General features: G+C 41.8%; 14 protein-coding genes. 3 read left to right on the forward strand and 11 right to left on the reverse strand.

Translation table 11 applies throughout. The annotated features are described in order from the left end of the window. Position 1 precedes the first annotated feature (1 nt). The 5 genes from DC083_RS02040 to rpoH all read right to left on the reverse strand — a co-directional run bounded on the left by DC083_RS02040 (position 2) and on the right by rpoH (position 5466). Complete coding sequence (locus DC083_RS02040) at positions 2-1477, reverse strand: inorganic phosphate transporter (RefSeq protein WP_109188588.1); 1476 nt, start codon at positions 1475-1477, stop codon at positions 2-4. A gap of 46 nt (positions 1478-1523) precedes the next feature. After that, the gene (gorA, locus tag DC083_RS02045; RefSeq protein WP_109188589.1) at positions 1524-2879 is read right to left on the reverse strand and encodes a glutathione-disulfide reductase; all 1356 of its coding nucleotides are present in this window, start codon (positions 2877-2879) and stop codon (positions 1524-1526) included. Between the two features lie 120 nt (positions 2880-2999). Next, positions 3000-3599, reverse strand: a complete 600-nt coding sequence (locus DC083_RS02050) for a BON domain-containing protein (RefSeq protein WP_109188590.1) — start codon at positions 3597-3599, stop codon at positions 3000-3002. Positions 3600-3948: 349 nt separating this feature from the next. Then, a complete protein-coding gene (locus tag DC083_RS02055; protein WP_109188591.1) occupies positions 3949-4515 on the reverse strand; it encodes a D-sedoheptulose-7-phosphate isomerase in 567 nt (188 codons plus the stop codon). A 72-nt stretch (positions 4516-4587) separates the two neighbouring features. After that, entirely contained in the window at positions 4588-5466 is an 879-nt protein-coding gene (gene rpoH / locus DC083_RS02060) for an RNA polymerase sigma factor RpoH (protein ID WP_109188592.1), read from the reverse strand. Between the two features lie 371 nt (positions 5467-5837). Here rpoH and DC083_RS02065 point away from each other — a divergent pair, with 371 nt between their 5' ends. Both DC083_RS02065 and DC083_RS02070 read left to right on the forward strand, forming a co-directional pair. Then, positions 5838-8165 (forward strand): NADP-dependent malic enzyme, encoded by a 2328-nt coding sequence (locus DC083_RS02065; RefSeq protein WP_109188593.1) that lies wholly within the window; start codon positions 5838-5840, stop codon positions 8163-8165. Between the two features lie 338 nt (positions 8166-8503). Then, positions 8504-9079, forward strand: coding sequence for a peptidoglycan DD-metalloendopeptidase family protein (locus DC083_RS02070; protein WP_229822116.1), 576 nt, complete (start codon positions 8504-8506; stop codon positions 9077-9079). A 131-nt stretch (positions 9080-9210) separates the two neighbouring features. Here the strand turns inward: DC083_RS02070 and pcnB are convergent, their stop codons facing one another. From pcnB to rplM, 3 genes are all read right to left on the reverse strand, one after another. Next, the gene (gene pcnB / locus DC083_RS02075; RefSeq protein WP_157954868.1) at positions 9211-10734 is read right to left on the reverse strand and encodes a polynucleotide adenylyltransferase PcnB; all 1524 of its coding nucleotides are present in this window, start codon (positions 10732-10734) and stop codon (positions 9211-9213) included. Positions 10735-10826: 92 nt separating this feature from the next. Beyond that, entirely contained in the window at positions 10827-11219 is a 393-nt protein-coding gene (gene rpsI, locus DC083_RS02080; RefSeq protein WP_109188596.1) for a 30S ribosomal protein S9, read from the reverse strand. Positions 11220-11239: 20 nt separating this feature from the next. Then, positions 11240-11668 (reverse strand): 50S ribosomal protein L13, encoded by a 429-nt coding sequence (gene rplM, locus DC083_RS02085; RefSeq protein WP_026879266.1) that lies wholly within the window; start codon positions 11666-11668, stop codon positions 11240-11242. Between the two features lie 609 nt (positions 11669-12277). On the opposite strand from rplM, the gene DC083_RS02090 reads away from it, so the two are divergent. Beyond that, positions 12278-13075, forward strand: coding sequence for a siderophore-interacting protein (locus DC083_RS02090; RefSeq protein WP_109188597.1), 798 nt, complete (start codon positions 12278-12280; stop codon positions 13073-13075). A gap of 238 nt (positions 13076-13313) precedes the next feature. Here the strand turns inward: DC083_RS02090 and DC083_RS02095 are convergent, their stop codons facing one another. From DC083_RS02095 to ptsP, 3 genes are read right to left on the reverse strand one after another with little or no spacing between them, the layout of a single operon-like run. Further along, positions 13314-15089 carry a PTS fructose transporter subunit IIC gene (locus DC083_RS02095; protein ID WP_109188598.1) on the reverse strand — a complete coding sequence of 592 codons (1776 nt, stop codon included), beginning with the start codon at positions 15087-15089 and terminating at the stop codon, positions 13314-13316. A gap of 3 nt (positions 15090-15092) precedes the next feature. Then, complete coding sequence (locus tag DC083_RS02100) at positions 15093-16052, reverse strand: 1-phosphofructokinase family hexose kinase (protein ID WP_109188599.1); 960 nt, start codon at positions 16050-16052, stop codon at positions 15093-15095. Continuing rightward, positions 16049-18607: a phosphoenolpyruvate--protein phosphotransferase gene (ptsP, locus tag DC083_RS02105; RefSeq protein WP_109188600.1), complete on the reverse strand. Its 2559-nt coding sequence runs from the start codon at positions 18605-18607 to the stop codon at positions 16049-16051. The genes DC083_RS02100 and ptsP overlap by 4 nt, the downstream gene beginning before the upstream one ends. Positions 18608-18732 lie beyond the last annotated feature (125 nt).

The following is an 18732-nucleotide window of genomic DNA, read 5'->3' on the forward strand; positions in this document are numbered from 1 at the left end:
CCTAATTCACAAACAGATAAGTGCCCAGCACATAAAGCCCAAAAGAGAGCGCAGTTGAGACCGGCAAGGTCAAAATCCACGCGATAATAATATTTTTAACCGTTGATTTTTGTAGCCCTGCCTTATTGGCAATCATCGTACCGGCGACGGAACTTGAGAGAATATGTGTCGTAGATACAGGGAAACCAAAATGACTCGCTGAAGCAATCGCAAAGGCCGAGACAATTTGCGCACTCATTCCCTGTGCATAAGTCATATCTTTCTTACCGATCTTGCCGCCCACAGTATCTACAACACGCTTCCAACCAATCATCGTTCCCATCCCAAGCGCAGCCGCTACTGCAACAATGACCCAGAAAGGCGCATATTGCGTTGTCTTTGTGAGATCTTTACCAATCGCTTTATACGATTTACGATAACCCTCTGGTAATGCATCTACTGACTCAAGCGTTTTAGCAATATTTGCTAAACACATAACTTCATTACGTACACCCCAACGCTGTTCTGTTGTAAGTTGATCATAATTATCAATGCCATCTAAAAGATGAATTAACTTCTCAGAATGTTGTGTCATTTCACTATATTCACAACTAAAGAGACCTTCATCTTCAGCTTGAACTTTACTCTGCTTAGGATAGAGCTCATCTAAGACCGTTTTATTACTATCGTAATAAGCGATCATCTGCTGTGCCGCAACCCTTGTCTGTTCAATCTCAAAAACACTCGAATTGAGATTTAAGACAAAGTGCGCAGGCACAACACTGAAAAGCACCAACATCACTAGACCAATACCTTTCTGCCCATCATTTTGCCCATGCGCATAACTCATTCCCATCGCTGAGGTTACAAGCCAAAAACGTGGCCAAAAAGGAGGCTTTTTCTTATTGTCTATCACATGACGCTGATAAGGCGTTTTATGAATATAACTATTCGGTAGAAAACGCAATAAACCTAAAAGCAGTAATCCCGCTAACCCCGCACCAATAAAAGGTGAAAAGAGTAGAGATTCAAAGACACCTAGAGCTTTCCCCCAATTCACGCCATCCACTAATGAGTGATCATTAATCAAGGCATTCGCAAGCCCAACCCCAAGAATTGAACCAATTAATGTGTGTGAACTAGAAGCCGGAATACCAAAATACCAAGTACCAAGATTCCAAATTAATGCTGCCACTAAGAGCGACACCACCATAACTAAGCCTTTTGTTGAATCGGCACTCGCCAAGAGATCCATCGGTAAAAGATTGACAATAGCGTAAGCAACCCCCAATCCTCCGAGTAAAACGCCGAGAAAGTTAAAAATCCCTGACAGAAATACTGCTAAACGTGGCTTCAATGATTTAGTATAAATGACCGTTGCGACTGCATTTGCCGTATCATGAAAACCATTGACAAACTCAAAGGCGAGCACTAAACCGACCGATAAGACTAATGTTAATAAAATTGCGAAATCAATACCCTGAAAAAATTCTAACATTCCGTTTTCTACTCTTAATTCATCTGAAATTTATTAGTCTTATTATTTAACGCATTGTCACTAATTCTTCGGCTGCTGTCGGGTGAAGCGCTACCGTATCATCGAAATCTTGTTTACGCGCACCCATTTTAACTGCCACAGCAAAACCTTGAAGCATCTCATCAACAGAAGGACCAATGAGATGAATACCGACAATTTTTTCATCTTCACCTGCACAGACCATCTTCATCGCTGTTTTCACAGGTTTATCGCTAAAGTTCGAGTACATTGCTGTAAACGAGGTAGTATAGCAGGTGATCGCAGCTTGCCCATACTCAGCTATCGCCTCTTTTTCAGTCAGACCAGTGGTGCCAATCGGAGGATGTGAGAAGACAATGCTTGGAATATTGTGATACTCCAAATGACGATCTGTCATGCCATTATGCAGACGATCTGCTAAACGCCGCCCCGCAGCAATGGCAACCGGTGTTAATTGATATTTTCCACCAATAATGTCGCCTAATGCGTAGATACCCTCAACATTTGTCGCTTGATATTTATCCACAGTAATCGTGCCATCCGGATTGACCGGTACATCTGTATTCTCTAGACCAATATTACGCGTGTTATAACCACGACCGATCGCCCAGACTAAGAGATCCACCTCAAGTGTTTCACGCTCTGTGCGAACCGTTAACGATCCATCTGCATTTTGAGTGACTTCTTGTACATTAGAGCGAGGATGAAGTGTCAAATGCTCATCTTTCATCAACTCCTCATAGAGATGCTCTGTAATATAAGAATCAAAATGACGAAGAACCATATCACCACGGCACAAGAGCTCTGTTTTACTTCCTAATGCCGATAATAATTGTGCTAATTCAACGGCAATATAACCTGCCCCCACCACAGCAACCCGCTTTGGTGCTTCTTCAAGGTCAAAAAATTCATCAGAAGTAATACCATACTCTGTTCCGGGCACATCTAAACGAAGCGGATATCCTCCCGTTGAGATAACGATCGTTTCGGCGCTATATTGTTCACCATTGACTTCTACCGTCTTGTTATCTACAAACTTTGCAGCGCCATGAATGACATCGACACCAGCATTGGGCATATAACTTGCGTTATACCAGCTAACAATATTTTGAATATATTGATCCCGTTTAGCTTTAAGTGTCGGCCAAGAGAATGTTGGCCCTTCGAAAGAGAAACCATATCCTTTCGCATCATCAAAAGTATGAGCGATATTCGCTGCATTCCACATCACTTTCTTAGGAACACAGCCTACATTTACACAAGTACCGCCGAGCTTATCTTTTTCAATAAGAAGGCATTTCACACCATAACTTGCAGCGCGCTCCGCATAGGATAATCCCCCCGATCCGCCACCGATTATAATTGCATCATACTTTTGTACCATTACATTCACCTTTTTAATGTTATTCATCTGAATAATGAACAGCTCTATTTTACTATAAACTCGCTGAGCAATTTTTTATTTATTCAGTTTTTATAAAGAATCTTATATTAAAGTTTTGTATTAATTTACATTATAGAATTGTCGATTCACAATATCAAAGAATGGCACGACCTCTTCCACCCCTTCGACATGTCTTGCGATATTAATCGCCTCTTTCGCCTCTGCTTCGTTGACAATTCCCATTAAGTAGACTTTTCGACGAGACGTTTCTACTTTCACATTTGCCGCATTAAAGCCTTTAAGGGTAATCTCTGTCGCTAGCGCTGCTTTCACTTTAGCAGTAATCATAGAATCGGTAGAGATACTAGCAATAGATGCTTCAGGCGCAACTATCAGCTCATTATGTACGCCTTTCACATGTTCCGTATTAAGTACAGCTTTCTCCACTTCAAGCCCTAACTGCTGTGTTGGGACCTCTCCCAAAATGAGCACTACACCGTTATAACTGAGAATACTAATATGAGCATGCATTCTGCCGGGCAACTCTCCAATTTTACTTTGCACCTTTACGGTAATCGCATTATCTTCGACAATCTGTCCTGCTGTACGTCGATCATTGACCCCTAATGCAGTTGCACCAACGCCACCTACTATCAGCGCAGGAACACACCCTGCTAGAACCCATAAAACACTGCCTAATAACAAAAATCGTTTCATCATATTTACTCACCATTTAGGGCAAAATATCTTTACATTATATCTTACAATCAAACTTATTATTAATAATAAAGAAGATAATTCATTATCTAATTTGCAAATTTCAAGCTGATTTTGAGATCACATATACTTATTGATATACATATTACTGCGTCTTATCTTATCACTACTTCATGATGTCCTATACAACTTCCCTATTCTCTCTGACCTTCATCACATTTTGATTCTGATCTATCTGAAGATCTAAGAGACTGAAATCTAAGAGACTGAAAAAATATTCCTTAATCTGACCTAACGCTTTCAGATAACAACTAACCTATTTAGTTGTACGGCCACTTATGTGAGTCATAATTTAAAATGATTGGTCAATCATTGCGCACCAAATATGGATCACCAAAATATGCATCTCTTGAATGCGTGCGGTCCTACGACTCGGAATTTTCACAAGATGTAGATGATCCGAAGCAATCTCTGCCATTTTACCGCCCGTTTCCCCAGTTAAAGCTAATACTTGCATATCTTTTGCAAGCGCTGCTTCTACCGCATTATTAATACTCACAGAATTACCACTTGTACTAATCGCGATCAGTACATCGCCTGCTTGCCCTAACGCTTGCACTTGTTTTGAGAAAACCACCTCATAACTATAATCATTCGCGATCGATGTGAGATTCGAGCTATCTGTTGTTAAAGCAATACCCGGCAGTGGGGCGCGTTCTGTTTCAAAGCGATTAATTAATTCCGCTGCAAAATGTTGTGCATCTGCCGCTGAACCACCATTACCACACACTAAAACTTTCTTCCCTGCTTTTAATGCTTCTACTAAAATATGACCTGTCGATTCGATCACTTCCGGTAATTGTGCCAATACTTTCTCTTTAACGGCGAGACTCTCTTGAATATGGGAAATTGCTGTCATTGTTGTTTGCTCTCCAAATAATAGAAAAGACCCAGAAAGTCATCTTCTGAGTCTTATTACTATAATAAATTCTTATACGGTTAACAGGTCTTTGATTTTATTCATCGCCTGATTTTCAATTTGTCGAATCCTCTCTGCTGAGACTTCATACTTATCCGCAAGCTCTGTCAAAGTCGGACGCGCTTCATCTTCATCTTGCATCCAGCGCTGCATAATAATATCTTTACTGCGAGGATCTAGCTCTGCTAAGGCCGTACTTAACTTCTCATTTTCATAATGCGTGTAATCCTCTTTCTCTAATTGTTGCGAAGGATCTGCATTATGGCTTGCAAGCCAATCAGATGGGCTAAAGTCACCATCTTCACTACTACTATTCACAGGTAGATCAAAAGCAATATCGTTAGAAAAAAGACGCATTTCCATCTGTTTTACTTCTGCTTTACTCACCTTGAGCTCTTTCGCGATGTCAGATGCTTCTTGATCTGTCAACCAGTCGAGATTCTCTTTAGATGAACGAAGATTAAAAAAGAGTTTACGCTGTGCTTTTGTGGTTGCGACTTTCACAATTCGCCAATTGCGAATCACATATTCATGGATTTCTGATTTAATCCAATAAACCGCAAAAGAGATCAACCGGACATTATAGGCAGGATCAAAACGTTTAACCGCCTTCATGAGACCCACATTACCCTCTTGAATCAGATCAATCAGTGGTAAACCGTAACCTGTATAGTTCTTGGCAATATGGACAACAAACTTCAAATGGGAAAGAATCAACGTTTGTGCAGCATTGAGGTCTTGATGTTCAAGCAAACGATAAGCAAGCGCTTGCTCTTCTTCTGCAGTGAGCGTTGGAATATCACTGATAGCACTAATGTAAGCATCTAAACCATCTGCGACCGATGGGAATGTATTGGCTCGTAGTACTAATTGTTTATCTTGATTGGACATTCAACCCTCCAAATTTGAGTGGAAGAAATGATCTCTTCCATTAAACTCAGTTCAAAACAGTTTTTGCCATACTGTTCACTGCCGGTTAGTATAACAAATATCATCTAAATCGTCCTTATTATATCGTCATTTAATATTCTTATGAAGATCATAGAATTGAGAATTTAACGCCTAAAACCCCATTATAAACAAATGATAATTTCACTGTAGCTATCCCTATTTAATCGATTTTATTCGGGCATTTCCAGATATCCAAGATGGATTTCTTTCACCATTACGTTTTTTTATAACACGATCTGTAGATTCACAATAAAATCCTTGTTAGTATCTAATATTTCCCTCATATTTCAGTATAAAGGATAGATCTAAATATGGATTCTCCCAACAATAAAACTGAAGATCTTCGTATTGAAGCGCTTCGCTATCATGCACAGCCTAAACCTGGAAAAATTTCGGTTGAAGCCATCAAACCGCTTGTCAACCAAAAAGATCTCTCTTTAGCCTACTCTCCCGGCGTTGCCTATGCTTGTGAAGAGATCCAAAAAGATCCATTAACAGCTCTAGATTACACCGCTAAAGGAAATCTTGTTGCCGTCATTAGTAACGGTACAGCCGTTTTAGGATTGGGCAATATTGGCCCACTCGCCGGCAAACCTGTTATGGAAGGTAAAGGCGTTCTCTTTAAAAACTTCTCTGATATCGATGTGTTTGATATTGAAGTCGACGAACTCGATCCTGATAAATTTATCGATATCGTTGCAAGTCTAGAGCCAACATTCGGTGGTATTAACCTCGAAGATATCAAAGCACCTGAATGCTTCTATATCGAAAAAGAACTCAAAAAACGGATGAATATCCCCGTTTTCCACGATGATCAACACGGTACTGCTATTATTACTGCTGCCGGCGTGATTAATGCACTCAAACTCACCGACAAACGGATCGAAGATGTAAAAGTCGTCTGTAGTGGTGCTGGGGCTGCAGCAATCTCTTGCTTAAATCTGTTAATGCGTTTTGGTCTTAAGAGAGAGCATATTACAGTGGTCGATCGTGAAGGCGTTGTGAATCATCTTCGCACTCCTGAAAGTTTAGATGAGTATAAATCGGCTTTTATTCAACAGACAGATTGCACAACCTTAGGTGAAGTGATTGAAGGCGCTGATATCTTCCTAGGTCTTTCAGCTCCTCGCGTTTTAACCCCTGAAATGGTGGTTAAAATGGCACCTCATCCGCTCATCTTTGCTCTTGCAAATCCTGAGCCTGAAATCCGTCCTGAATTAGCCCATGCCGTACGGGAAGATGCCATTATTGCAACGGGCCGTTCTGATTACCCAAATCAGATTAACAATGTGCTCTGCTTCCCGTATCTATTTAGAGGCGCTCTCGATTGTGGTGCAACAGAGATCAATGAAGCTATGAAAATGGCCTGCGTTGAAGCGATCGCAGAATTGACTCATAAAGAGCCCACCGATGAAGTGCTTCATGCTTATCCGGGTGAAAATCTACGCTTCTCAAGTAGCTATATTATTCCAAAACCATTTGATCCGCGTCTAATCGTCGAACTTCCCATTGCCGTTGCAAAAGCAGCGATGGAATCAGGGGTTGCACAACGTCCTATTACCAATTTTGAGGAATATCGCCAACGTCTTACTGAGCATTTCAATAAGACCAATATGGCAATGCGCCCAATCTTCAATCAAGCAAAAGAGAATGCTAGAACTATCGCTTATTGTGAAGGTGAAGATGAGCGTGTTCTACGTGCGGTTTATCTTGTCAAACAAGATCGTCTCGCAAACCCTATCTTAATTGGCCAGCCTAAAGTGATTCAACGCCGTATCGAAGAACTTGGCATCAATCTACCAACTAAAGTATTAGCACCGACCGATAAGATCAATAAAGATATTATGAGCGACTATGTTCAGATTATTGATTATCGCAATCCGCCAATGCTCGATGAATGTGCCGAGAAATATTACGATGTCATGCGCCGTAAAGGGATTACACCGGAACTTGCTCGCCAAAGAATGCAAACACGTGGCAACCTACTTTCAGCAATGCTCTTGCAATTAGGCGTTATTGATGGCCAAATCAGCGGTATTTTAGGTCAATATCATCGTCATGTTCATCATATTGTCGATGCAATTGGTCTTCGTAAAGGTACTTTACAACCAGCGGCAATCACGATGCTCCTCTCTCCAAAAGGCCCTCTCTTCTTCTGCGATACACATGTCAATGAAGATCCAACCGCCGAAGAGCTTGCAGATATTACCCAAATGGCAGCAAAAGTGGTTGAACGTTTTGGTATTACGCCAAAAGTGGCTTTAATTTCCCACTCTAACTTTGGCTCTCGGGAATCTAAATTTGCACGCAAAATGCAACAGACTCTGAATATCCTCAAAGCAGAAGCGCCTGAGCTTGAATGTGAAGGTGAGATGCAACCTGATCTTGCGCTCTGGGAACGTTATCGTAATGCATACTTCCCTAATTCGGAACTGCAAGGGATGGCAAATCTCTTCATCTTTGCCAATATAGATACGGCAAATGTAACTTATAATTTCGTTCGTACGATTACAGATAGCATTGCTGTAGGCCCGATTCTTACAGGAATCTCTAAACCTGCACATGTTGTTACGAATATTGCAACAGCGCGTCGCATTGTCAATGTCACTGCAATCTGTGCAACGGATCCTATTGAGTAAGTCTATCCGTCATCAAAAAATCGACAGATAAGTGTTACAGTGATAAAGATTAATGATTATCCACTCTTTTTGTGAATATCTCATTGATATAAATTGTAACATTTATCTTTAATACGAATTTATTATGACAAACCATACCCCTAAAAGCATGAAGGTGTTAAAATGATCACCCTCCTTTTAGGGTTTTTTATTAGCGATAGTTAAAGTAGAGAGTTATGCACCTTAAACGACTAGCACTATTTTTGATCACTCTTTTGATCGTTCAAGCTTGTAGCTCCACAAGAGAATATACTGTGCGCCGCGGCGATTCATTAAGCAAAATCGCCCAACGACATAATATGTCAGTTAAAGAATTACAAAGATTGAATAATATCTCGAACCCCAATCATATTCGAGTCGGCCAAACGTTAGTTGTTAAAGGTAAAGCCGGCGCTGCCCCTGTTGCTTCCACTGCAAGTAGTAATGCTAATCCACAAGCGCTCCCTAAACGCAATAATACTGTTGTCACGCCCGCAGCTGCAGCGGCACCAAAAGATAAAGTTGCAACGAAAGTAAAAAATTGGCGTAAACCCACTGCTGGAAATGTCGTTCGCTCTTATAATCCGAATATCCCTGGCCAAAAAGGGATTCAGATTGCCGGCACATTACATCAACCTATTGTTGCCGCAAATGATGGGGAAATTGTCTTCTCAGGCGCCGGAAATTCTGGTTATGGTCAGCTCATTATTATTCGCCATGATGCTAATACCTACTCCGCCTACGGTTATCTCTCCTCTATTAATGTGAGAGAAGGTCGCAAAGTGAAGAAAGGTGAACAGATTGGCACTATGGGAAATAGCTTTGATGGTCGCACAGTGCTCTATTTTGAAATCCGCACACAAGGGCAAACGGTTAATCCGATGAATTATATTTAACGATCTTTCAATATTGAGAGATACTCGGTATTTAATACAAGTAAGCATCAAAAAAGGTAGCCAGGGCTACCTTTTTAATACCTATTTATAAATCTACTGATTAGAGTCTATCAACGATTACCACTTACTTATCAAGAGTCACTCTCTTGTGAATTATTTTTAGACTTCGAGCGCTTACGAGGACGTCTTTTGCGTTTCTTCTTAACTTCACCTTCTGCCCTATCGTTACCTGTAGTCGATTTACTCTCAATCGGCTTTAGATTGACTTTATTCTCGCCGGGATGATGATCCGTTTTGGATTTCTTCGATCTACGTCTTGAAGGTCGTTTTTTCTGAGAACCATCATTGGCATTCGTAGAATCATCTTGTCCATTCACGACATTTTTCAAAGCTTGTTTGACTTCTCGGCGCTCTTCTCTGTTACGTTGCTGTTCATCCGCTAAAAGCGTTGCTTCATAGACAGAAAATTGCCCTTTCCAATAATTCGCTCGAGCGATAACCGACTCACTCTCTCCCGCCTCAGCGCGAAGTAGTAAAAAGTCATAAGCCGCCTTAAAACGCGGATTTGTCATCAATTTTTCAGGATGATGAATCACTTTTGCTTCTAATCTAAATTGTAATATCCATAATTCTTCAATAAACTCACGCACATAACGCGGAATCACTGTAATCTGATGCTGAATTTTAAAAACTTCATCAATGGCTTGTTCAGAAGCCTGGCGATATTTTACACCTTGTGCGGTTAATGTATTAAAACGGGTAATAAAGGGTTCCCATAACAAAGAACCATACACAAAATAAGGGGAACTCGATAATCCCTCTTTAGCGCGTAAATCTGAATTATGAAGCGACTGACGTAGCAGATGTTGTGCCGGGAAATCTTGTTGCGCTAATGCTTTATAAGTTAAAGGGAATAAAATCTCAAATAACTGATGCGCCATTAATCGCCCATACGATGCTTCACCATGCCCTGTTAAAAAGAGCTTCAGGACTTCATCATACATCCTTGCCGGTGAGACATTTTCAAGTAATTGCCGATGCTCAGCTATCGGTGCTAATAACGCAGAATCAATTTGGAAACCAAGCTTTGCCTCAAAACGAATTGCTCGCAAAATCCGCACAGGATCCTCTAAGAATCGTTCAGTAGGGTTTCCAATTAAACGAAGTTGCCGTTTTTTCATATCAGCCAAACCACCACAATAATCAATAATGGTTTGGTCACGCACATCATAAAAGAGCGCATTAATGGTAAAATCTCGGCGCATTGCATCTTCATCAATATCTCCATAGATATTATCCCGCGTAACAAATCCTTCTTGATTAGTCTGATAGTGCTTCGAACGATCATCCACTTCATTAGAACGGAAAGTCGCAACTTCTACCACTTCTCGCCCAAATAGGACATGCACTAAACGAAAGCGACGACCAATAATTCGGCTATTGCGGAATAATTTACGAATCTCATTTGGATGTGCATCAGTGACAATATCAAAATCTTTCGGTGCTAAACCCAACAAAAGATCCCGAACACCGCCACCGACCAAATAGGCATTAAATCCGGCGCGATTCAATCGTTGAATGACGGTCATCGAATTTTTTGAAATTTGGCGATTACGGATAGGATGCGTATCTGCCGAATAGATTGTTGGCTCCATTGCCACTGGCTCCTCGCCGTTATTCCAAAAAGAAAAGCCTTTCGCTAGAAAGGCTTTGATCTGTTTTATCATACTCAAAATAGCGATAGAAATTAACGTTTTGAGAACTGTGTTGCACGACGTGCACCACGAAGACCGATTTTCTTACGCTCAACACTACGTGGGTCACGAGTTACGAAGCCAGCTTTACGTAATGGTGCACGATTTGCTTCATCATAATCGATTAATGCACGTGTTAAACCATGACGAATTGCACCAGCTTGACCACTCATACCACCGCCTTTTACAGTTACGATCACATCAAATTGATCTGTAGACTCTAAAAGTTCTAATGGTTGACGAACGATCATGCGAGTGACTTCGCGTGGGAAGTACTCATCAATTGCTTTGTTATTTACAATAATGTTGCCTGTACCTTTGCGTAAGAAGACACGTGCTGCTGATCTTTTACGTCTTCCAGTACCATAGTTTTGGTTAACTGCCATAATAAATTCTCTCTTCTTAATTAGATGTCTAAAACTTTAGGTTGCTGTGCTGCGTGAGCATGCTCAGGACCTGCGTACACTTTAAGCTTACGAAGCATATCTCTTCCTAAAGCATTTTTAGGGAGCATACCTTTTACCGCAAACTCAATTACGTTCGTAGGTTTAGTTTGCAACATCTTTTCAAGTGTCGTTTCTTTTAAATGACCAACATAACCAGTATGCTTGTAGTAAATTTTTTGCTGCATTTTGTTACCGCTTACACGAATTTTATCCGCATTCACAATAACGATATAATCACCTGTATCTACGTGTGGTGTAAATTCAGGCTTATGCTTACCACGTAAGCGTCTTGCAACTTCGCTCGCTAAACGGCCGAGGGTTTTTCCTTCTGCATCGATTAAAAACCATTCACGGGTTACTTCAGCAGGCTTTGCACTAAATGTTTTCATTGAAAACTCCAAAATAAATAATCACTAACAAAAAAATCTAAGACCAACAATTCAATCCACCGGTAACGAGAATACCGGCAAGCGCTAGGCGCTCATAGAATACTGGCTTAAATCAACGTTAGGGGTCGCTGGTAAACGATTCGGGCATTTTACTGAATATATGCCTAAAGATCAAGCTAAATAGCAATCGAACACTCTAACATAAATCTATAAAAATATCGCCTAGTGGCTACTCTCGTTATCGAACCTTCTATTTTAATTAAAGTTGAGTTCACTGAAATCAAAACCCCAATTTATAGAATAAAAATCACTTTAAAAACAAAAGCATAAAAATACACTTCTACAGTGCAAAAAACAGATCTTTACTCCTCAATCTCTTCAAAAAAATCAGAAAATGATCTCTGAAAAATCATATTCATAAAAGCGGTCTTCAAGATCCTTCAATAAATGCAAATGATAATCTATTGCATTTGAAAATAAGATCCATAAAATAGAGTATTCACGAATAAATTTTAAGACTTTGACAAAGTCTCTATTTCAGCGATCTATGGTAACTTTTACGCAAAATTGGACCATCACGCTGATGTTTAAATACTTAAAGGATGGTTTATGAAAGTCCATAGAACAACTGTTTCACTGGTAGATAAGCACTATATTACACCCAGCTACTTACGCCTGACATTCCACTGCGAAGAGATCACCCCTTTTGCAGAGGTACCTTTAGGTGTGAATAACAAACTCTTTATTCCACCGCAAGGTGTGAGCCAAGTAATGATGCCGAGTTATAATGCTGATCTAAAAGCCTGGGAGATTGAAGATGAATCCCTACGCCCGACTGTACGTACTTATACCCATCGCGCCATTGATCTTGAAAAGCAACATTTAACGGTTGATTTTGTTATTCACGAGGGAGACTCCGTTGCCTGCCAATGGGCACGCAATGCAAAAGCCGGCGACACCATTGGACTTGCTATGAAGTTGGCTCACCGAGACGTATTGCCCCCGCGAGACCACTATCTCTTTATCACTGATATGACCGGTATTCCTGTCGTTTCCGCATTAGTCTCGACAGTCCCACCATCAGCATCTGTAACCGTCATTACAGAAGTGTTAAGTGAAGCGGATATCCACCCTGCTCATTATCAGACAGCAGCAAACCTTCAACTTCAGTGGCTTGTGAATGCTCATCCGGAACAAGGTAGCGAATTAGCCTCTCGCGGAATAGAAGCATGGAAACAATTGCCGGAATCGAATTTTAGTCATATTACAGCCGAATATCATACCGTTAAAAAACTTCGTGACTTTCTTCGACAAGAGATGGGAAAAGGTAAAGAGGATTTCTTCGCCTGCGCCTATTGGCAAATAAATAAACGAGAAGATGAAGAGCGGGAAAAACGTTTAGATTAAGGATCACTCACTTGCAGGCGCTCGATTGTAATGGAATTGCAAGTATTCCCTCCCGCCGCGAAAGAGCTTTGATTTGAAATCACCTATTCTGAAAATAAAATTTTATCAATCCCCATAAAAATACCCTCAGATCTTCATCTTGAGGGTATTTCTGTATTGGATATATCCCTAATACTATTTATAGTGAATATATCGCCGTATATGGTAGATCGTTACTGCTCATATTGAGAAGCAATGATTACTTCGCAGGAGCCACAACTTCTACACGTTTTTTCAATACGCCAAGTAATAGCGCTGAAACAACGGTTCCGGCAACGATTGCAATGACATAGCCTAATAAGTGACTAATTGCACCTGGAATAAAGAGTACGAAGATACCACCGTGTGGTGCACGAAGTTCACAACCGAGCATCATTGAGATACCGCCAGCAACGGCTGCTCCCACAACGAATGCAGGAATAACGCGTAATGGATCTCTCGCGGCAAATGGAATCGCCCCTTCACTAATAAATGAGAGACCAAGAACCCCTGTTGCTGCTCCTGATTCATACTCATCTTTGGTGAACTTACTACGATAGAGACGCGTTGCAAGCGCTGCGGCAAGCGGGGGTACCATACCGGCTGCCATAACAGCTGCCATTGGCTCATAAACACCTGAACCGATAAGCGCTGCTGATGTTGCATAGGCTGCCTTATTCACAGGTCCCCCCATATCAACCGCCATCATACCACCGATTAAAGCGCCTACAAGGAAACCACCTGCACCTTGCATCCCTTTCAACCAGTTTTCAAGTGCGTGTAGGATATAAGCCACCGGTTCACCCACGATATAAACCATAATAAGACCCACAAAGAGGGTACCTAATAATGGCAAAATCAAAATTGGCTTCAAACCTTCCAAATTGCGAGGTAATTTGAGGTATTTCACTAAGAATCTCACGAAATAACCTGCTACGAAACCGGCAATAATACCCCCTAAGAAGCCTGAACCTGTTGCCGTTGCCAACATCCCGCCGATCATACCGGGTGCAAGACCGGGTCTATCAGCAATTGAGAAAGCAATATATCCCGCTAATACAGGAACCATCAAGCCTAATCCATAGCTACTACCAATAGTAAAGAGGTAATATCCTAAAGTCCCCTCTTCTTTTCCAACGTTGATACCGCCGACTGCGAAAGCAATGGCCATCAACAATCCGCCGGCAACCACGAACGGTAACATGAATGAAACCCCGTTCATCAGATGCTTATAAACGCCTGCTGATTTCGCTTTTTCACCTGTATCTTCTTCTACATCATCAGCATCACTACTCGCACCTTTTTGCATTTTTGCTTCTTTCAGTGCTTGTTCAATGAGGCCTTGACCATCACTAATGGCTTTTTTAGTACCTGATGAGAAGACACGTTTACCATTAAAACGTGAACGATCCACTTCACGATCCGCAGCGATCATTACGATATCGGCTTCTCGAATCTCTTTCGCAGTCAATGTATCTTGTGCACCCACTGAACCTTGGGTTTCAACACGCATCTCAATCCCCATCGCTTTAGCAGAGTTAATCAACCCTTCTGCCGCCATAAAGGTATGTGCAATCCCAGTGGGACACGAGGTAATACCCACAATTTTAATGGGACCAGAATGCGATGCTTCTTCACCATTATCACCACTACTTGCCTTGGCATCTGATTTAGCTAAAGAAGTGGAACCTGAAGCTTGACCGGCAACGGCTTTCTGTAATACCTCAGTAGTATTATCTAAAACCGCATCCGCTGTAACCGATTGGAATTGACCTTTTAAACCTGAGACTTGATCGGCAGAAAGATCCACTAACAACACCGCGTCCTGCGCTGTTGGGTTTTGCGAAAACTGCGGTAAACGTCCGATTTCCGTTAAAGAATTAAGATCTAAGGTAATACCTTCTTTTTCTGCCGACGCTTTCAAAGCTTCTAAAACAACAATACGCCGGACATCTGAAGTTTGTGGTCCTACGACTACCCATAACTTTCGATTCATAATCTATTTCTCCACTTTGTCAATTTGAACTGCTTGTGCCAATGTTTCGACAACACTATTTTCCGGAAGATGAGGTCCGATAAATCCTAAAGTTCCCACCGCAAAAGCTGTTCCTAAGCGTGCAACACGCTCAAGATCTAGTTCATCGGTAGAATCTGTTAATGAGGCTTCTGCAATAGCCGCAGTCATTCCTGCCACCATTGCATCTCCTGCACCTACTGTTGTAAGCACTTTCGGTGCTTTAAGATAGGCGCGTAGCGTTCCTGTTTTAGAGAGGAAATAAGCACCCTCTCCACCCATAGAGATCACTACTAATGCAACCCCTAAATCTACTAATTTTCGGGCTTCTGTCAAAATGGCTTCCGTCGTTTCTAACTTTCGACCGGCCCATTGAGAAAGTTCTACTTCATTGGGCTTCACAGCAAATGGTAAACGATCGCCCTTCAATGCTTCAATTAAGGCTTCACCCGATGCATCAAGAATTACCTTACTCCCTTGCGGTGCTACTTTAATCAATTGTCGATAACTATCTACCGGCATCCCTTCAGCTAAAGAACCTGAAAGAACCAATAATGCAGGTTTCTGTTCTGCAAAAGTCTCGGCAACACGCTGTAAAGCCACTTCATTTCCTGCAATGCCAGGTAGATTAATATCAGTTGTATCATTTTGATCGACAATTTTGATATTCGTGCGATTTTGCCCTGAGACGCGCACAAAGCAATCTTGAATCGATTTGGCTTTCAGTGCTTCTTCAAAAATCTGAGAATTACTCTCCCCTAACAAACCACCGGCACGAATAGAAAACTGCCCCCAATCCGCTAAGCAAGAGGCCACCATAATACCTTTACCGCCGGCATTGTAATGGACAGACTCCGCTCGCTGTACCGCACCGACAGTTAAGAGCGGTACTTTGATAGTCTGATCAATCGCCGGATTGAGCGTAATGGCTAGAATAGTGCTCATTCATCGCCTCCTTGAAGTGCTTCCACTTCATCGGCGCTCTCAAATGAGAGGGCTTTTTCAGCAAGCGCTTTAATATCTGCAAAAGATTTTTTACGAATACCGGCTTTCACTGCCGCAACATCTCTTGGTGTCATCGATAATTCACTCACACCTAAGCCCATCAAGATCTGTGCACCTAAAGGATCGCCCGCTAAACCACCACAAACACCCACTGGACGTTGATGTTTTTGTGCCCCTTTTACCGTTAAATCAATCAGACGTAAAACCGCAGGGTGCAGACTTTTCGCTTCCGCCGCTAATACAGGGTTTTGACGGTCAGTTGCAAGGGTATATTGTGTTAAGTCATTCGTACCAATTGAGAAGAAAGCCACGTGTTCCGCAAGTTTATCGGCTAATACCGCAGCCGCCGGCACTTCGATCATAATTCCGATGGGAATTTCCGGCGCATCTAAGCTACTACGCACATCTTCACAATATTGTTTGAGCGTTAATACTTCTGAAACAGAAGTGATCATCGGGAACATAATCTTAATATTGCTCACCTCTTTTGCCGCACGATAAAGTGCACGCAATTGTGGCAACATCAGATCTAAACGTCTTAATAAGAGTCGAGATCCACGCACTCCTAAGAAAGGATTCTCTTCATGCGGTAATTTAAGATGCGCCACTTGTTTATCGCCCCCGATATCAAGTGTTCGGATAATAAGCTCACGCCCTTCAAGTTTTTGCCCCATCTCGAGGTAAGTGGCATATTGCTCATCTTCTGTCGGCGTATCACCACGCTCAAGGAAGAGGAACTCAGTACGCATCAAACCAACACATTCTGCACCTTCTGAGAGGGCTAATTTCACCTGGTCAGGACGGTTAATATTCGCACCGATAATAATATTCACATCATCTGTTGTCGTTGCCGGTAATTGACGACCTTTCTCTGCCTCTAAGCGTTTCTCCGCTAATTGCGCTGCCCACTCTTTCGCAGAAGCTAAATTCTCTTCTGAAGGATCGAGATAAACACGTCCGGCATCTCCATCAACAACCAAGGTATGTTTTTGTCCAAGATCAGCTAGCGTGGAACCTAATTTATCCCCCATCTTATCACCAAGTGCAACCACGGCAGGAATACCTAAAGTTCTTGCTAAAATAGCCGTATGAGAAGTAGGTCCACCGGCAAATGTTGCAATCCCTTTCACTTTATTCGGATCTAAACCAGCTGTATCTGATGGTGTTAAATCTTCTGCGACGACGATAAATTCACCGGCAGGTAGATCTGTCAATGAGTTTTTCTTCAAGCTACTATCAATATTCGCTAATACCCGCTGCCCGATATCACGAAGGTCGATTGCTCTAGCGGCAATTAGAGGATTACCATTACTCGCTAATTGATTCGCTTTCACTTCCACCGCTTCATGCCAAGCCCAAGCAACACCATGACCTGCTACCATTTGTTGGCTAGCGAGTGTCATTAACTCTTCATCCGCTAAAAGGGCTGATTGTGCTTTAAAGATCTCAGCATCTTTGGCACCTAAACGACGGGTAATATCATCCACCACCGATTTAAGTTGCAGTTGTGTTTTTTCTAACGCACGGCTTAAACGATCACTCGCACTAATGAGTGGCTCAGGTTGATCAGGAATTTCAAGCACTTTTGATTCAAGGTAGTAGACTTGCCCCATTGCAAATCCAGGGCTTGCTGTCACACCGGCAATCGGCGTAATCTCTGCTGCAGGCTTCCATCCACCATGTTTAACATTCATTAAGGCTTCAGCTGCTTTTTTCGCGGCCTCAATCTCCCCTTTTGAAAGGCTCGTAATCACTTGTTTCAGTTGCATTAAAGCATCTTGTGCTTTATCACCTTCGGCAGAGATCACAACTTGATCTCCCTCCCTTAAGCCTAACTGAAGTAATCCCACCATATTGCTAGCATCCGCTACTTCTTGTTGGTGACGCACTTGAATTTTAATCCCTTGCTCAACCCATGCTTTCGCCGCATCTGACCATGCAGTTGCAGGACGCGCATGTAAACCTGAAGGATAGTCAACAGTCCATTCAAATTTCTCCGCGAAGTCTGTTGCCGCGTCAGTATTACCTGCATTATGAGCGTTAGCACTCGCATCATCGTCCAATAATGCTTTTAAAATAAGAGAAGGATCATTAGTCGTTTGTAATTGTGTAAGAAGTTCTTTATTTTGCATCAAACGGGTTAAACGACGCAGAATCGTAATGTGGTTATCCCCTTTTGCCGCAATCCCCACGACTAAAGTCGCTTTTTCACCATCGTTCCATTCAACGCCTTCCGGCACTTGTAACACGGCAATCGCATCCTCTTTAATCGAAGATTTATCCTCAACCATTCCATGAGGAATCGCAATTCCGGAACCAAGATATGTATTAGAAACAGATTCTCGCTGAAGCATGCTCGCCCCGAAGTTGGGTTCAACAGCATTCGCTGCTACCAAAATTTCTCCGACTTGTTCAATTGCTTCAGATTTACTCTTAGGTGCTGCATTTAGCTTAATGGATGATTCGGTTAAGATAAGCTTCGTTGATGATGCCATAAGACCTCCCATTCAATAATTCGTAGTCAATTATTACTTTAATCAATAACAATTAATTGACCTGATAACTAATTCTGCATTCAATAATGACAGAAGATTGATGCCGTACTACTCCTAGCTACACA

This window comes from Ignatzschineria ureiclastica (genome assembly GCF_003121845.1).
Taxonomy (GTDB): domain Bacteria; phylum Pseudomonadota; class Gammaproteobacteria; order Cardiobacteriales; family Wohlfahrtiimonadaceae; genus Ignatzschineria; species Ignatzschineria ureiclastica.

Bases quoted from the DNA above. Each gene is read 5' to 3' on its own strand.
- DC083_RS02095 (WP_109188598.1), bottom strand. From the start codon at position 15,089: ATGAATCGAAAGTTATGGGTAGTCGTAGGACCACAAACTTCAGATGTC.
- DC083_RS02050 (WP_109188590.1), bottom strand. From the start codon at position 3,599: ATGATGAAACGATTTTTGTTATTAGGCAGTGTTTTATGGGTTCTAGCA.
- rpoH (WP_109188592.1), bottom strand. From the start codon at position 5,466: ATGTCCAATCAAGATAAACAATTAGTACTACGAGCCAATACATTCCCA.
- rplM (WP_026879266.1), bottom strand. From the start codon at position 11,668: ATGAAAACATTTAGTGCAAAGCCTGCTGAAGTAACCCGTGAATGGTTT.
- DC083_RS02090 (WP_109188597.1), top strand. From the start codon at position 12,278: ATGAAAGTCCATAGAACAACTGTTTCACTGGTAGATAAGCACTATATT.
- DC083_RS02040 (WP_109188588.1), bottom strand. From the start codon at position 1,477: ATGTTAGAATTTTTTCAGGGTATTGATTTCGCAATTTTATTAACATTA.
- DC083_RS02100 (WP_109188599.1), bottom strand. From the start codon at position 16,052: ATGAGCACTATTCTAGCCATTACGCTCAATCCGGCGATTGATCAGACT.
- DC083_RS02065 (WP_109188593.1), top strand. From the start codon at position 5,838: ATGGATTCTCCCAACAATAAAACTGAAGATCTTCGTATTGAAGCGCTT.
- DC083_RS02070 (WP_229822116.1), top strand. From the start codon at position 8,504: ATGTCAGTTAAAGAATTACAAAGATTGAATAATATCTCGAACCCCAAT.
- DC083_RS02055 (WP_109188591.1), bottom strand. From the start codon at position 4,515: ATGACAGCAATTTCCCATATTCAAGAGAGTCTCGCCGTTAAAGAGAAA.
- ptsP (WP_109188600.1), bottom strand. From the start codon at position 18,607: ATGGCATCATCAACGAAGCTTATCTTAACCGAATCATCCATTAAGCTA.
- gorA (WP_109188589.1), bottom strand. From the start codon at position 2,879: ATGGTACAAAAGTATGATGCAATTATAATCGGTGGCGGATCGGGGGGA.
- pcnB (WP_157954868.1), bottom strand. From the start codon at position 10,734: ATGGAGCCAACAATCTATTCGGCAGATACGCATCCTATCCGTAATCGC.
- rpsI (WP_109188596.1), bottom strand. From the start codon at position 11,219: ATGGCAGTTAACCAAAACTATGGTACTGGAAGACGTAAAAGATCAGCA.